Consider the following 15,500-nt stretch of genomic DNA (forward strand, 5'->3'; position numbering starts at 1 on the left):
ACTTGGTCGCTCATTTGCGACTCCCTTATGTTAACATTTTCATCTTTCAATGTCAACTAAGTTTTTTATTTCGTTTGCCGCGTTCTGCGTTATTGCATCGGCGACTTGTTCTATATTACACCTCTAACCTACAATCGTCAATATGTTTTTCTAAAAAAATATAAAAAGGCTTAGTCCTTTTAAAATAAGCCTTTTTATCATAGATCATTCTATTCATTTATTATTTTTCTATAATTGGTAATGAGACGATAAACTGAATAATACCATCCTCATATTCTGCTCGAATACTACCACCTTGCAACTCAACAATACTTTTCGCAATCGCTAATCCAAGTCCCGATCCTTCTGTTACTCTACTTCTAGATTGATCTTTCTTATAGAAGCGTTCAAACAAACTCCCTAGCTCTTCTCTCGTAAACTCTTCACTATGATTTGCAATTACAATTTGTATATCCCGGCGCTGCCTTTGAAGAGAAACTTTTATCTCCCCATCATCTTTACTATACTTAATCGCATTCATTAATAAATTATCAAACACACGGACCATCTTTTCCGAATCAATCGCTGCATAGGCACGTTCTTCAGGAAACTTCTTAACAAACGTAAGTCCATGCTCTTCCGCCTGCGGTACTAACTCTTCTATTAATTGCTCCAATAACTCATTTATACAAACCTCTTGTTTTTCTAATATAACTTGCTCATTTGTTAATTTCGTATACTCAAATAAATCTTCTATTAAATTCTTTAACTGCTCCGACTTCGCAAAAGCAATTCTCGTATACTCATCATGGTGTTCTTTATTTTCATATTTAGAATCTCGAAGTAATCGCAAGTAACCCATAATAGAAGTCAGTGGTGTACGTAAATCGTGAGATACATTCGTAATAAGCTCGTTCTTTTGCTTCTCTAATTTACGTTCCTTTTCTATATTATTCATAAGCTCTTCCGCCATATTATTAATATTCTCAGTTAAAGACGCAATCTCATCTTCACCTTTCTTCTCAATACGGTACGCCAAGTTGCCTTTTTCTATTTCCTTTACACCTTCTGCCATCGCTTCAATTTGCTTCATCTTTCTCTTTGTTATATAGAAGAAAGAGAAAATGAATACGAGTACACCAATTAAAAATGGGAATGGGCCTTCTACTTTATAATACACTACTTCCCCTTGAGGAATTCCGCTCACAAACATATACAAGTTTTTACCTTCAATTGTAATAGGTGAGAAAGTAATAAACTCTTTTCTAGATCTTTCAATATCATTATTATTTGAATAATTGATAGCAAACGAAGTTACATTACGAATTGTATTATGCAAATTAATTTGTTCTTCTTGCGCCTGCTTCGTTTTATACAAAACCTTACCATTTTCATCGGTAACTAATATTTTAAAAGCATCCTGTCCCTGCTCTAAATGTTCATTTTCTAACTCTATCATACTTTGTACGGCATCTAATTTATTTGCATCAACCATCATTTCCGCAGTACTTTGCGCTTTACGATTAATTTGTTCCATACCATCTCTATAATTAATCTCAGCATGTCGATTAGCATCTTCAAAAACAGGCGCTACTATCTTTGTTGATACAAAGAGACCTAATAACGCACAAGCAGTAAACGCAGTAATAAGTTGAATTCGTACACTCCGTTTCACACTCTTCACTATCTTTCCGATTAACTCTCGAAATTTCCTAACATAAGTAAACGGATTAAATATCTTTTTCAATCTTATACCCCACTCCCCATACTGTTTTTATATATCTAGGTTTCCTTGGATTCTCCTCAATCTTTTCACGTACTTTTCGAATATGCACCATTACAGTATTATCCGACTGGAAAGACCGTTCGTTCCAAACCTTTTCATAAATTTGCTCTGCGCTAAAGACCATTCCCGAATTACGGGCTAGTAATTCTAGAATTGAAAATTCCCTCGGGGTCAGTTTCACTTCTTCTCCCTCTACAATAACTTTATGGGTTGAGATGTTTATTTTCATCTCTCCAATTTCTAGCTCGTCCTCATTTTGTATAGCGAAACCATTCATTTTCATATAACGGCGTAACTGAGATTTAATTCTTGCGATTAACTCTAACGGATTAAACGGTTTCGTTACGTAATCATCTGCACCCGTTGTTAACCCTAAAATCTTATCCATATCTTGCGTTTTTGCGGAAAGCATAATAATTGGCATTTCTTTTTCTTCCCTTACTTTCATACACATATGAATGCCGTCTACTTTCGGCATCATAATATCTAATACGACTAGATGTACTTCATTTTCTTCTAGTAAACGTAATCCTTCTTCTCCGTCCCCTGCTTGCAATACTTTATATCCTTCATTTTTTAAATAGATTGTAATAAGATTTCTGATTTCTTTTTCATCATCTACGACAAGTATTGTTTCGTGTGCCACAATATCTCCCCCATCATTTTTTTAATCCCTAACTTCTATTATAGGAAAACTTCTGAAGAAAAACGCTCGGAAATCCTTAAGATTTTCTGAAGACGCAAAAAAGGTCTAGACTCCCCTTAAGTCTAGACCTTTCAAAAAACCCCTTTTATTTACGAACGTAGATGAAATATAGTACGAATAAAACTCCCATAACATACATAATTGGATGAATCTCTTTACGACGTCCACTTACTACCATTGTAATTGGATAGAAGATAAAACCAATCGCAATTCCTGTTGCGATACTATACGTAAGCGGCATTGAAATGATTGTAAAGAATGCTGGTACTGCAATCTCGAATTTCTTCCAATCAATTTCACCTAAAGACGAAACCATTAAAATTCCTACAATAATTAAAGCTGGTGCCGTTACAGCTGGTGTTACAACACTTAATAATGGCGAGAAGAATAGTGCCAGTAAGAAGAATCCTGCTGTTACAACTGCTGTAAATCCAGAACGTCCACCCGCTGCTACCCCAGCAGAAGATTCAATATAAGACGTTGTTGTTGATGTACCTAAAATTGCACCGATTACAGTTGCAATCGCATCTGCGAATAACGCTTTTCCTGCACGTGGTAATTTATTATTCTTCATTAATCCCGCTTGATTCGCAACCGCTACAAGTGTACCTGCTGTATCAAAGAAATCGATGAAGAAGAACGTAATAATAACAATCACCATTTGGACAGTGAAAATATCTCCGAAGTGCGTTAACGCTACACCGAACGTCGGTTCTAGACTCGGTATTGCTCCCACTACAGCTTTTGGCGTATCGATCAATCCTGTCGCCACTCCTAAGATCGCTGTAAGAATCATACCGTAGAATACTGCACCATTAACTTTCTTAATCATGAAGATGATTGTCGTAACAACTCCGAAGATTGCTAGTAACGTTGTGCCCTTTGTTAAATCCCCCAATCCAACAAGAACAGCATCATTTTTCACAATAATTCCGGCATTTTGGAATCCAAGGAAAGCGATGAACAGTCCGATACCTGCCGCTACTGCAAACTTTAACTCTGACGGAATTGCATTAATGATTTTTTCACGAATACCTGAAGCTGTAAGAATAATAAAGATAATACCTGACATTAACGTTCCAGCAATTGCTGTTTGCCAAGGAATACCCATCGTTAACACTGCTGTATAAGCAAAGAATGCGTTAATTCCCATACCCGGTGCCAAAGCAATCGGATACTTCGCGAAAATCCCCATAATTAACGAACCAATCGCCGCTGCTAATGCTGTAGCAACGAATACTGCACCTGGATCCATTCCTGTACCTGCCGGTAACCCTTTAACATTTCCAAGTGACAGCGTAGCAGGATTGACAAATAGTACGTAAGCCATAGATAGAAATGTCGTTAAACCTGCTATGAACTCTGTTTTATAATTCGTGCCGAGTTCATCAAACTGAAAATAGCGCTTCATCTTACGTTTCCCCCGTTATATGATTACTCGCCGTAATCTCCCTAGCCCTCTTTTATCTATTAAAAATAAAAAAGGCTTCCATTGCATATACATGGAAGCGTTCTATGAATAAAGATAAGATTCCCCTCACCTTTATAAAAACGCCTCGTAGTCAAGCCATTTACGGTAGCTAGGTAGAAACTTTCGGGCCATATCCCCGATATTATACGACGGCATAATATTCACTTTTCGTTTGAATTACATACTCATATTAACTCGATGAAGTAGTTTTGTCAATTTAAAAACGAACATTTTTATAAACATTTATAATTTCGTTCGTATTAATAACAAAAATATAAAAGATCCATCTATGCATGTGCGATAGATGGATCTTTTATTATAATACTATTCCCACTCAATCGTTGCTGGTGGCTTACTCGTTACATCATACACGATACGGTTAACGTGTTTTACTTCGTTTACGATACGTACAGAGATTTTCTCTAATACATCCCAAGGGATACGTGCCCAGTCAGCTGTCATACCGTCAATAGATGTTACCGCGCGGATACCTACTGTGTAATCGTAAGTACGCTCGTCACCCATAACACCTACGCTACGCATACCAGGAAGCGCAGTGAAGTATTGCCAGATTTCGCGGTCTAAGCCTGCTTTAATAATTTCTTCGCGTAAAATCGCATCAGATTCACGAACGATTTCTAATTTCTCTTCTGTGATTTCACCTAATACACGAATACCAAGACCCGGTCCTGGGAATGGTTGACGCCATACGATTTCATCAGGAATTCCTAGTTCAGATCCTAATACACGTACTTCATCTTTAAATAAAGTGTTTAAAGGCTCAATTAATTTGAACTGCATGTCTTCTGGAAGTCCACCAACGTTATGGTGAGATTTAATTGTTTGTGCAGTTGCAGTACCACTCTCAACGATATCTGTATAAAGTGTACCTTGCGCCAAGAAGTCCATACCTTGTAATTTAGAAGCTTCATCATCAAATACGTAAATGAATTCGTTACCGATGATTTTACGTTTTTGTTCTGGATCTTCTACACCTTTTAACTTGTCCATGAAGCGGTCTTTTGCATCCACTTTAATAACGTTCATGTGGAAGCCTTCGCTAAATGTTTTCATAACGCCTTCTGCTTCGCCTTTACGAAGTAAACCGTGGTCAACGAAAATACATGTTAACTGGTCGCCGATTGCTTTATGAATTAATACTGCTACAACAGAAGAGTCTACACCGCCGCTAAGTGCGCATAGTACTTTTTTGTCTCCAACAGTTTCACGGATTTTCTCTAATTCTACTTCGATAAAGTTCTCCATGTTCCATCCTTCAGAACAACCACATACACCGAATACGAAGTTTTTAATTAAATCGTTACCATGCTCAGAGTGACGTACTTCTGGGTGGAATTGTACACCGTATAAGTTTTTCTCTTCATTGCTCATACCAGCAATTGGACAAGACTCACTTGTTGCATCTACTACGAATCCTTCAGGTAAACCAGTTACTAAGTCGCCATGGCTCATCCATACAACTTGCTCTTCTGGAAGGTTCGCATATAATTTTGATTCGTTTTCTACTTTAAGAACAGCTTTTCCGTACTCACGGTGGTTTGCACGTTCTACTTTACCACCGAAGTGTTGCGTCATAAGCTGCATACCGTAACAAATACCGAAGATTGGTAATCCTAGTTCAAAGATTTTTTCATCACAATGTAATGCGCCTTCACCGTATACACTATTCGGTCCACCAGAGAAGATAATCCCTTTTGGATTCATTGCTTTAATTTCTTCCGCAGTAATTGTATGTGGATGAAGTTCACTGTATACACCGAACTCACGAATTCGACGTGCTATTAACTGATTGTACTGACTCCCAAAATCTAAAACGATAATTGTATCGTGCTGCTTCTTCAAAATAATCACCCCAACGTTAGTTCTCGTATATAAATATTTTCACCAATTTGGCGAAAAGCATTACCAATATAATAAAAAAAGCCAGTCCTCCGCCTCTAGTCTCATAACAAAGAAAAGGCAGGGGTCTGGCTTTATAAAGAAAGATAGTCTTCCGCTCTTTATAAATATAAGACACACTGCCTTCATAGTCAGGTTTTTTACGGTAACCCGGTAGAGACTCTCAAACCATATCTTTGAGGATATATGAAGGATCGTTTTATATTATCTTCCTAGATTCTAACAATGAAGTGTCGGTATGGTCAAGAGAGAAAGCGACAAAATTCTACAGAAATTCATTTCCTTTTCTAAAAAACACAAAAAAACATCCATTTCTATATAGAAATGGATGTTTCTCGAGCAAACGGAATTACATCATTCCGCCCATACCGCCCATGCCCATGCCGCCCATGTCAGGCATTGCTGGTGCATTTGGTTCTGGTTTGTCAGCTACTACAGCTTCAGTTGTTAAGAACATAGCTGCAACAGATGCTGCGTTTTGAAGTGCAGAGCGAGTTACTTTAGCTGGATCTACGATACCAGTTTCAAGCATGTTAACCCACTCGCCAGTTGCTGCATTGAAACCAACGCCTACTTTTTCGCCTTTTAGACGCTCTACAACTACAGATCCTTCTAGACCAGCGTTGATTGCGATTTGACGAACTGGCTCTTCTAGTGCGCGAAGTACGATGTTGATACCTGTTGCTTCGTCGCCTTCAGCTACGATAGAAGCTACTTTCGTGTATACGTTCATAAGTGAAGTACCACCACCTGCAACGATACCTTCTTCTACTGCTGCACGAGTTGAGTTAAGTGCATCTTCAATGCGAAGTTTGCGCTCTTTTAACTCAGTTTCAGTTGCTGCACCTACTTTAATTACTGCTACGCCACCTGCAAGTTTTGCAAGACGCTCTTGTAATTTTTCACGATCGAATTCAGAAGTAGTTTCTTCTAATTGCGCACGGATTTGACCGATGCGAGCTTCGATTTGTTGTGTGCTTCCTACACCTTCAACTACAGTTGTGTTTTCTTTCGTTACAACAACTTTACCAGCGCGTCCTAAAGATTCAACTGTAGCAGATTTTAAGTCACGGCCTAATTCTTCAGTGATTACTTCGCCACCAGTTAAGATTGCGATATCTTCTAGCATTGCTTTACGACGGTCACCAAATCCAGGAGCTTTAACAGCTACTACATTGAATGTACCACGAAGTTTGTTCACTACTAATGTAGCTAACGCTTCGCCTTCTACGTCTTCAGCGATGATAAGAAGTGGTTTACCTTGTTGTACCACTTGCTCTAATACTGGTAAGATCTCTTGAATGTTAGAAATCTTTTTGTCAGTGATTAAGATGTATGGGTTATCAAGAACTGCTTCCATTTTGTCAGAATCAGTAATCATGTAAGGAGATGCATATCCACGATCAAATTGCATACCTTCTACTACGTCTAATTCTGTTGTGAATCCTTTAGATTCTTCTAAAGTAATAACGCCGTCGTTACCAACGCGCTCCATTGCTTCAGCGATTAATTGACCTACTTCTTCGTCAGCTGCAGAAATAGCAGCTACTTGTGCGATTGAAGATTTACCTTCGATTGGTTTAGAAATCGTTTTTAATTCTTCGATTGCAGCAGTAACAGCTTTTTCGATACCTTTACGAAGACCCATTGGGTTCGCACCAGCTGTTACGTTTTTAAGACCTTCACGAATCATAGCTTGCGCTAATACAGTTGCAGTTGTTGTTCCGTCACCAGCTACATCGTTTGTTTTGCTAGCAACTTCTGCTACTAATTTCGCACCCATGTTTTCGAATGCATCTTCTAATTCGATTTCTTTTGCGATTGTTACACCGTCATTTGTAATAAGTGGTGAACCGAATTTTTTCTCAAGAACAACGTTACGACCTTTTGGTCCAAGCGTTACTTTTACTGCGTTTGCAAGAGTGTCGACACCGCGAAGCATCGAACGACGTGCTTCTTCACTAAATTTAATATCTTTTGCCATAATAATTGACCCCCTTGGATTTTTTAAGATTTATATAATTAACCGATAACTGCTAAAATGTCACTTTCACGTAAAATCAAGTAGTCTGTACCTTCATATTTCACTTCAGTACCTGCATATTTTGAGAAGATGATAAGATCACCTGCTGCTACCTCTAAAGCAACACGCTCACCATTTTCAAGCACTCGACCAGTACCTACTGCAATAACTTTACCCTCTTGTGGTTTTTCTTTTGCTGTGTCTGGTAATACAATACCACTTGCTGTTTTTTCTTCCGCTTGAACAAGCTCAATTACAACGCGATCACCTAATGGCTTTAGCATGAACAATAACCTCCTCATTTTGTTATGTAAATTTTATTTATTAGCACTCAGGTCACCCGAGTGCTAACACACTTATAATAATAAATAATCTCAATTTCTTTTGCAAGTAAAAAAATCATAATTTTTTCGCAAATTAAGTTATACACTTTTCTATATAGATTCTCTCTTCTTCTATCCTTACTATATGAATCGTTGTTTCCGCTACTCGTATGTTACAATATGAAAGGACACCATAAGTTGTTTTCGCTACACACACAACTTTCTCCTGTCTTCTATTATAATTTCAAATAAGGATTTACGAAAAAAACATAATTTACGTAAGGTTTATATCGTAGGTAGCATATGTACATGTTATCCTACCTTATCTCATACACTAGAGTTAGAAGGGATGGTTAAACTATTTGAAAAAACAATATTGGTGGGTTATCGTTACATACATTTTAATGCAGTTATCATCCATAGCTGGATTACCGCTTCTCCTGAAAACTGGATTTTATGATAACAGAGGATTTACTAGGGAGGAAAAATTCCAACTCATAACTGGCCACTGGGCAATCATTAGCTTCTTTATTGCATTATGTATCGTGCTTTGGTTACTTAGAACAGATATTCGTGATAGACATTTAGATAAAACGCGGTCTACTGTTCCAGCTACAATTGGATGGATTTTCATCGGATTCTTCTTAGCATTTTTCTCACAAAGTATTGCTGGTATGATTGAAATGTATGTATTAGGTATTAAACCTGGATCTGAAAACACAGCGAGGCTTATGGATATCGCAAGAACTACTCCTTGGTTCCTAATTGTTATATCTATAATCGGACCTATTTTAGAAGAAATCGTGTTTAGAAAAATTTTATTTGGTACACTTTATAAGAAGTTTAACTTCTTTATTGCTGCTATCATTAGTTCTCTCGTATTCGCAGCAATTCATTTTGATTTCATTCACTTATTGGTATACACTGCAATGGGGCTCGTATTCGCCTTCTTATATGTAAAGACGAAGCGTATTATCGTTCCAATTGCGGCCCATGTTGCAATGAATACATTAGTTGCAGTTGCTCAAGTGTTAGCAAGTAATGAACACATTCAAGAAATGATTAAAGAAGCTGAAAAAATGCAAGGCTTTATCGGAGGATTTTTAGTATGAGAAACTCGCCATTGTTCATGGCTGCATTGTACTTCCTTCTAGGATGTATCTTTACACGCTTCGCCATTACGAACGTAACAGATACAATCTGGAATATGTGGACAATACTATTTGCAGTTATGGCAACAATTGATTTTAATTTGGCACTTCGCCTTATATTAGTTAAATTCACAAAGAAAAAACAATAATAAAACGCAGAGGTCGCTTCCTCTGCGTTTTATTGTGGATAATTCTTTAAAAAGTAAACAAGTGTTTGTAACTCTACTGCTAAATCAATATGATGAATTCTTATATTGTCTGATACATTTAAGCGTGCTGGTGTGAAGTTTAAAATACCATGTACACTCGTTTCAGCTAATCTATCTGCTACAGATTGTGCTACTGTAGCCGGTACTGTTAATATTGCCACTTGTATATCATTTGATAGTCTTTCTTCTAATTCATCTAAGTGATATACAGGAATGCCCCCGATTTCTGTTCCTACTTTCTCTTCACTAACGTCAAACGCCATTTCAATTTTTGTATTATTGTTTTTCGTGAAATTATAATGTAAGAAAGCGGTCCCTAAATTACCTACTCCAATAAGCGCTACACGTGTTATATCATCTTGGTCGAGTGTCTCACGGAAAAATGATAATAAATAATTTACATTATATCCATATCCTTTTTTCCCTAACGCTCCAAAGTATGAGAAATCTCTTCGAATAGTTGCGGAATCAACCTTTACCGCTTCACTTAATTCAGCTGATGAAACACGTTGCTTACCAGATAGAGATAAGTTTTGGATAAATCGATAGTATAGAGGCAATCTCTTAGCAGTGGCTTGTGGAATTTTCTGCTGCTCCATATAACCTCTCCTCTCTTCCTATCTTTATTCATATGCTTTAATCAAATACAGAAGTTTAGCACTTATTAAATTCCTTGTATAATAGAAAGAAGAAGTATTCTCTCTGTATTTTAAACTATACACTATTTTTAGTATGATTGAGAAATATAAACATGGCAAAGTTAAGAAATTATTTGAGGTGAAAACATTGATTTTATTACAAGTAAACGCGCTTTCGAAATTATACGGTGCAGAAACGATTCTTGCAAACATAAAATTGGAAGTTCAAACGAAAGATCGCATCGCATTAGTCGGACGAAATGGAGCCGGAAAATCTACATTATTAAAAATAATAGCCGGTGAGCTATCTCATGATGGTGGCGAAATTATAAAACCGAAAGATGTCTCAATCGGATATTTAGCTCAAAACACCGGATTAGAAACGTCTTTAACGATTTGGGATGAAATGTTAACCGTCTTTACACACTTACAGCAAATGGAGACAAAACTTCGAAGGCTAGAGCAAGAGATGGGCAAAGAAGAAAACTTTTCAAACGAGGCTACATATGAAAGATTATTAGCTGATTATGACCAATTACAATTAGATTATAAAGATCAAGGTGGCTATCAGTATGAAGCGGATATTCGTTCGATTTTAAGCGGTCTTGGCTTCCCAGTTGAAACGCACCAGACGACGATTTCTACATTAAGCGGTGGACAAAAAACGCGATTAGCTCTCGGTAAATTATTATTAACGAAACCAGACTTACTTATTTTGGACGAGCCTACAAACCATTTAGACATCGAAACATTAACATGGCTTGAACAATACTTACAAGGCTATCCTGGTGCAATACTAATCGTTTCCCATGACCGTTATTTCTTAGACAAACTCGTTACACAAGTATATGAAATTTCGAATAAAGAAAGCAGACGATTTGTTGGTAACTACAGTAAATATTTAGATTTAAAATCAGCACTATACGAGCAAGAAATGAAGCGTTATGAAAAACAACAAGATGAAATCGCTAAGCTTGAGGACTTCGTTCAAAAAAATATAGCTCGCGCATCTACGACAAAACGTGCTCAAAGCCGTCGTAAACAATTAGACCGTATGGAACTATTAACAAGACCATTAGGTGATTCTAAGTCAGCTTCCTTCCACTTCGATATTGAAAAACAAAGTGGAAATGATGTTTTACAAGTAAAGGATGCGACTATCGGCTATGATGAGGATCCGATTATTGAACATGTAACAATGCGTTTAACTCGCGGGGATAGTGTTGCTTTAGTTGGCCCAAACGGAATTGGAAAATCCACATTATTAAAATCCATTGTGAATAAGTTACCACTATTACATGGTGATGTTTCTTTCGGTTCCAATGTATCTGTTGGGTATTATGATCAAGAACAAGCTAACTTAACATCTTCTAAACGAGTTTTAAATGAATTATGGGATGAATATCCATTACAGCCCGAAAAAGAAATTCGCACAATACTAGGCAACTTCTTATTCACAGGAGACGATGTACTAAAACCAGTATCCTCTCTTAGTGGTGGACAAAAGGCTCGGTTAGCTCTTGCAAAACTTATGATGCAAAAATCGAATTTATTAATTCTCGATGAGCCTACGAACCATCTTGATTTAAATAGTAAAGAAATCTTGGAGAATGCTTTAATTGATTATCCAGGTACCCTTCTGTTTGTCTCACATGACCGTTACTTTATTAATCGTGTAACGACAACTGTTGTTGAGTTATCAACAGAAGGTGCGCAGGAATATTTAGGTGACTACGATTACTACGTTGAAAAGAAAAATGAGATGATTGAACGTGCTGAATTTGAACAACAAGAACAGCAAGAAAATCAGGCACCTGTTCAAAAAACTGTAGCTCAAGAAAAATTAAATTATCTCGAAGAAAAAGAGCGCAAAAAGTTGGAGCGTCAACGTACTCGAAAAATTGAGGAATTAGAACAGAATATTGTACAATTTGAAGAAGAAATTGCTACGTTAGAAGATCAACTTTGCTTACCAGAGATATATGCAGATTATGAAAAGGCTAGTGAAATTACAACGAAAAAGCAAGCACTACAAGAACAACTTGATGCTTGTATGGCAGAATGGGAAGAGCTGCATTTATAAGAATATGAATAAAAAGGATGTCTCATCAGTCAATATTATTGACGATGTGGTATCCTTTTTATCTTCTAGTCCAGTTCAACGTCTATTACATAAAAGATTCGACACAAGATATCGATTTACCGACAAGGTTTGACAATATTAGCGTCTACTATAATAGGAGCATATTTCAAAATGTTTTTTAAAGATATCTTCTTGTTTTTTATTTCCCGAAAAAGAGTACATTCAAAGGTCAGACTTCATCTTATTTATCCACAAGTTTATACACATATCCACCTTTATAAAATAAACATCAAAATAACTTTTTCCACATTATCCACAATTAATAAAAAAGTTATACACATTTTATATACACAATAAAACCCATATTATCAACAGATAATATGGGTTTTATCCACAAACTGTGGTTAATTTTGTGTATAACTATGCTTCAATATCTAATCCTGGATTTGCATTTAAAGCTAATGTAGCTCGTTTTCCTTGTTCATATGCGATTGTACCTGCCGCTGCAATCATTGCTGCATTATCTGTGCATAAAGATAGAGGAGGAATAATTAGCTCCACATTTTCTTTTTGGGCAAATTCTGTTTCTAAACGCGCACGAAGTCCCTTATTCGCAGCCACTCCACCAGCAAGAAGCACTTGTTTTACGTTATAAGCATCCGCTGCACGAGACGCTTTCGTTACTAGTACGTCAATTACACTCTCTTGGAAACTTGCTGCTAAATCTTCCGGTGCAATTTCTATTCCACGTTGTTTTGCGTTATGCACAGTGTTGATAACTGCTGATTTCAATCCACTGAAACTAAAATCATACGAGTCCGGTTCTAGCCATGCACGAGGTAAATCGATTGTCGGTTCTCCTTCATGTGCAAGACGATCAATATGAGGACCACCTGGATATGGCATAGATAACGTACGAGCTACTTTATCATATGCCTCTCCTGCTGCATCATCTCTCGTTTCCCCAATTACTTCAAATGAACCATGTTCTTTCATATAAACAAGCTCTGTATGTCCACCAGATACAACAAGTGATAGCAATGGGAATTGAACTTCTTTTACTAAACGGTTCGCATAAATATGGCCAGCAATATGATGAACACCAACTAGAGGAATATCATGAGCAAACGCCACTGCTTTCGCTGCGTTTACTCCTATTAAAAGCGCTCCTACTAAACCAGGCCCTTCTGTTACAGCAATTGCATCAATATCCTCAAATGTGATATTTGCTTCTTTTAAGGCCTCTTCTAACACAACTGTAATTTCTTCTACATGATGACGAGATGCAATCTCTGGTACAACTCCGCCAAAACGTTTATGACTTTCAATTTGTGATGCAACGACGTTCGCAATAATTTCCGTTCCATTTTTAACAACTGCTACTGCTGTTTCATCACAGCTTGTTTCAATACCAAGTATAATCGTATTTTTTTCCATTATATATTCACCCACATTACGAGACCATCTTCCTGATTGTCTGCATAGTATCGTTTACGAATTCCACCATTTTGAAATCCGTATTTTCTGTATAACTGTTTTGCTACTTCATTTGATACACGTACTTCAAGTGTCATCGTTTTTACTCCTAGAGTTTTCGCTTCAGAAATAACTTCTTTCAATAAAGCATCTCCTAGCTTTTGACCTCTATATTCTGGCAAAATAGCTATATTTGTTATATGTGATTCATCAATAATTATCCACAATCCACAATACCCAATTACACGGCCATCTTTTTCTAGCACCATATAATGTGCATGTTCATTCATCGTTAACTCACGGTGAAAGGCATCTGCAGTCCAAGGAGTTGAAAAAGATGCTTCTTCAATAGCTACAATTTGAGCGATATCATCGAGTTCCATCTTTCTAAATATCATATCCATCCTCTGCAAGCTCCTACTTGTTTTGACTTTCTAACCACTTTGTTTCAGCTTCAGCTAAACGAAGGTAACTAGGCACAAATGAATGTACATCTTGTTCTTCTTTTTGTAATCCTAAGAACGCTAACTCACTTGGTCTTGGGTTATTTTTAGTGAAAGGAGCAAATACAGCTTGATCGCCTAAATATTCGATAATCGTTTCTTTGTGCAATTTCACATCGTTACCAATAAATAAAACAGGCTTTCCTTTATCTTTTAACATTTGCAACCAGTCTACAATAAGGATGATTCGGTCTTCTTCTATAGAAGTTAAATCCTCTCCTTCATATGTATATAAGCCAGTATAGATTTGTCCACGTCTTCCATCGAATAAAGGACAGATTAATCCATCAAAATTAGCTCCATTTGCAGCCACTACTTCTAAACTTGACACACCTACAATTGGTATTTGAAGTGACCAAGCCAATGTTTTGGCAGCTGTCACACCTATACGAACACCTGTATATGACCCAGGTCCCGCAGCTACAACAATTTTAGTTAATTCCTTCGGTTTTACACCGCACTCTTTCAACAGTTGTTCTACAGCTGGCATAAGACGTACAGAATGGTTTTTTGTTAAATTTGTAATGATTTCCCCAATTACGTTTTCTTCTTCAATAAGGGATACACCCATTACATAATTCGAAGTATCAATTGCTAGTACTTTCATCTTGTAATAGCTCCTCACATAATCTAATATAGCGATCTCCAATTGGCTCGAGTACAATTTTCCTTGTATCATCTCCAGCATGGAATAAACTAATTTGTAACTTTTCATTTGGTAAATATGCTTCTATTAAATGAGCCCATTCTACTACCGTAATTCCTTCACCGTAGAAATACTCATCAAATCCTAAGTCCTCTTCACTTTCTGCCAGGCGATACACGTCCATATGATATAGCGGTAATCTTCCTTTATATTCTTTAATAATATTAAAGGTAGGACTATTTACAACTCTTTTCACGCCAAGACCCTTTGCTAGTCCTTTTGTAAAAGTTGTCTTACCAGCCCCTAGATCCCCTTCTAAAATAATTACATCTTGTGCCTTTACAAGTTCACCTAGTTTTTCTGATAATCTTTGTGTTTCCTCAGATGATTTTGTTGTTATTTCATATTTACTCACAGACTTCACCTACTTTACTCACAATGTTCTCTGCTCTTTATTATACAGGTTTTGAATATATAAAAAAGTCCTTAGGAGTTTTCCTAAGGATAGTTTGACTGTCTTTATTAGTTTTTTGTTAAAACAAATAAAAAAATACGAAACAACATGTTTCGTTCTTTTCTTTATATA

14 protein-coding genes and 2 riboswitches are annotated in these 15,500 nt (G+C 36.8%); of the genes, 3 read left to right on the forward strand and 11 right to left on the reverse strand.

All coding sequences use genetic code 11. The features are described from left to right. Positions 1-220: 220 nt before the first annotated feature. The 6 genes from Q9B79_RS26370 to groES all read right to left on the reverse strand — a co-directional run bounded on the left by Q9B79_RS26370 (position 221) and on the right by groES (position 8,169). On the reverse strand, positions 221-1,726 hold the full coding sequence (locus Q9B79_RS26370; RefSeq protein WP_306188911.1) for a HAMP domain-containing sensor histidine kinase: 1,506 nt from the start codon (positions 1,724-1,726) through the stop codon (positions 221-223). Then, positions 1,710-2,411 carry a response regulator transcription factor gene (locus Q9B79_RS26375; protein ID WP_306188913.1) on the reverse strand — a complete coding sequence of 234 codons (702 nt, stop codon included), beginning with the start codon at positions 2,409-2,411 and terminating at the stop codon, positions 1,710-1,712. The genes Q9B79_RS26370 and Q9B79_RS26375 overlap by 17 nt, the downstream gene beginning before the upstream one ends. Positions 2,412-2,556: 145 nt before the next feature. Then, positions 2,557-3,882, reverse strand: coding sequence for an NCS2 family permease (locus tag Q9B79_RS26380; RefSeq protein ID WP_000833097.1), 1,326 nt, complete (start codon positions 3,880-3,882; stop codon positions 2,557-2,559). A 128-nt stretch (positions 3,883-4,010) separates the two neighbouring features. Then, a riboswitch (purine riboswitch) is annotated at positions 4,011-4,112 on the reverse strand. Between the two features lie 154 nt (positions 4,113-4,266). Then, positions 4,267-5,805, reverse strand: coding sequence for a glutamine-hydrolyzing GMP synthase (gene guaA, locus Q9B79_RS26385; protein WP_372339624.1), 1,539 nt, complete (start codon positions 5,803-5,805; stop codon positions 4,267-4,269). Between the two features lie 165 nt (positions 5,806-5,970). Further along, positions 5,971-6,072: riboswitch (purine riboswitch) on the reverse strand. Positions 6,073-6,211: 139 nt separating this feature from the next. After that, the gene (gene groL, locus Q9B79_RS26390) at positions 6,212-7,846 is read right to left on the reverse strand and encodes a chaperonin GroEL (RefSeq protein ID WP_098760501.1); all 1,635 of its coding nucleotides are present in this window, start codon (positions 7,844-7,846) and stop codon (positions 6,212-6,214) included. A gap of 38 nt (positions 7,847-7,884) precedes the next feature. After that, positions 7,885-8,169: a co-chaperone GroES gene (groES, locus tag Q9B79_RS26395; RefSeq protein WP_000917306.1), complete on the reverse strand. Its 285-nt coding sequence runs from the start codon at positions 8,167-8,169 to the stop codon at positions 7,885-7,887. A gap of 401 nt (positions 8,170-8,570) precedes the next feature. Between groES and Q9B79_RS26400 the strand changes: the two genes are divergently transcribed. Together Q9B79_RS26400 and Q9B79_RS26405 are read left to right on the forward strand one after the other, a co-directional pair. After that, positions 8,571-9,320 (forward strand): CPBP family intramembrane glutamic endopeptidase, encoded by a 750-nt coding sequence (locus tag Q9B79_RS26400; RefSeq protein WP_306188917.1) that lies wholly within the window; start codon positions 8,571-8,573, stop codon positions 9,318-9,320. Next, the gene (locus Q9B79_RS26405; protein ID WP_001246201.1) at positions 9,317-9,508 is read left to right on the forward strand and encodes a YdiK family protein; all 192 of its coding nucleotides are present in this window, start codon (positions 9,317-9,319) and stop codon (positions 9,506-9,508) included. The genes Q9B79_RS26400 and Q9B79_RS26405 overlap by 4 nt, the downstream gene beginning before the upstream one ends. A gap of 29 nt (positions 9,509-9,537) precedes the next feature. On the opposite strand, the gene Q9B79_RS26410 is transcribed toward Q9B79_RS26405, so the two are convergent. After that, on the reverse strand, positions 9,538-10,167 hold the full coding sequence (locus Q9B79_RS26410; RefSeq protein ID WP_048528493.1) for a redox-sensing transcriptional repressor Rex: 630 nt from the start codon (positions 10,165-10,167) through the stop codon (positions 9,538-9,540). A gap of 187 nt (positions 10,168-10,354) precedes the next feature. Here Q9B79_RS26410 and Q9B79_RS26415 point away from each other — a divergent pair, with 187 nt between their 5' ends. Further along, positions 10,355-12,289, forward strand: coding sequence for an ABC-F family ATP-binding cassette domain-containing protein (locus Q9B79_RS26415; RefSeq protein WP_306188919.1), 1,935 nt, complete (start codon positions 10,355-10,357; stop codon positions 12,287-12,289). Positions 12,290-12,709: 420 nt separating this feature from the next. Here the strand turns inward: Q9B79_RS26415 and tsaD are convergent, their stop codons facing one another. Genes tsaD through tsaE form a run of 4 tightly spaced genes read right to left on the reverse strand, consistent with a single transcriptional unit; the run spans position 12,710 to position 15,329 of the window. After that, positions 12,710-13,726: a tRNA (adenosine(37)-N6)-threonylcarbamoyltransferase complex transferase subunit TsaD gene (gene tsaD / locus Q9B79_RS26420; protein ID WP_306188921.1), complete on the reverse strand. Its 1,017-nt coding sequence runs from the start codon at positions 13,724-13,726 to the stop codon at positions 12,710-12,712. Further along, complete coding sequence (gene rimI / locus Q9B79_RS26425; RefSeq protein ID WP_306188923.1) at positions 13,726-14,169, reverse strand: ribosomal protein S18-alanine N-acetyltransferase; 444 nt, start codon at positions 14,167-14,169, stop codon at positions 13,726-13,728. Before rimI ends, tsaD begins: the two co-directional genes overlap by 1 nt. Before the next feature lie 13 nt (positions 14,170-14,182). Further along, positions 14,183-14,875 (reverse strand): tRNA (adenosine(37)-N6)-threonylcarbamoyltransferase complex dimerization subunit type 1 TsaB, encoded by a 693-nt coding sequence (gene tsaB / locus Q9B79_RS26430; RefSeq protein WP_306188925.1) that lies wholly within the window; start codon positions 14,873-14,875, stop codon positions 14,183-14,185. Further along, a complete protein-coding gene (tsaE, locus tag Q9B79_RS26435; RefSeq protein WP_128283571.1) occupies positions 14,856-15,329 on the reverse strand; it encodes a tRNA (adenosine(37)-N6)-threonylcarbamoyltransferase complex ATPase subunit type 1 TsaE in 474 nt (157 codons plus the stop codon). The genes tsaB and tsaE overlap by 20 nt, the downstream gene beginning before the upstream one ends. Positions 15,330-15,500: the final 171 nt, after the last annotated feature.

The organism is Bacillus sp. MHSD_36 (assembly GCF_030757775.1).
In the GTDB taxonomy this organism is placed as follows: domain Bacteria; phylum Bacillota; class Bacilli; order Bacillales; family Bacillaceae_G; genus Bacillus_A.

Coding starts and splice junctions, on each gene's coding strand:
- Q9B79_RS26380 (WP_000833097.1), bottom strand. CDS start 3,882: ATGAAGCGCTATTTTCAGTTTGATGAACTCGGCACGAATTATAAAACA.
- groL (WP_098760501.1), bottom strand. CDS start 7,846: ATGGCAAAAGATATTAAATTTAGTGAAGAAGCACGTCGTTCGATGCTT.
- groES (WP_000917306.1), bottom strand. CDS start 8,169: ATGCTAAAGCCATTAGGTGATCGCGTTGTAATTGAGCTTGTTCAAGCG.
- Q9B79_RS26405 (WP_001246201.1), top strand. CDS start 9,317: ATGAGAAACTCGCCATTGTTCATGGCTGCATTGTACTTCCTTCTAGGA.
- Q9B79_RS26410 (WP_048528493.1), bottom strand. CDS start 10,167: ATGGAGCAGCAGAAAATTCCACAAGCCACTGCTAAGAGATTGCCTCTA.
- tsaD (WP_306188921.1), bottom strand. CDS start 13,726: ATGGAAAAAAATACGATTATACTTGGTATTGAAACAAGCTGTGATGAA.
- rimI (WP_306188923.1), bottom strand. CDS start 14,169: ATGGATATGATATTTAGAAAGATGGAACTCGATGATATCGCTCAAATT.
- tsaB (WP_306188925.1), bottom strand. CDS start 14,875: ATGAAAGTACTAGCAATTGATACTTCGAATTATGTAATGGGTGTATCC.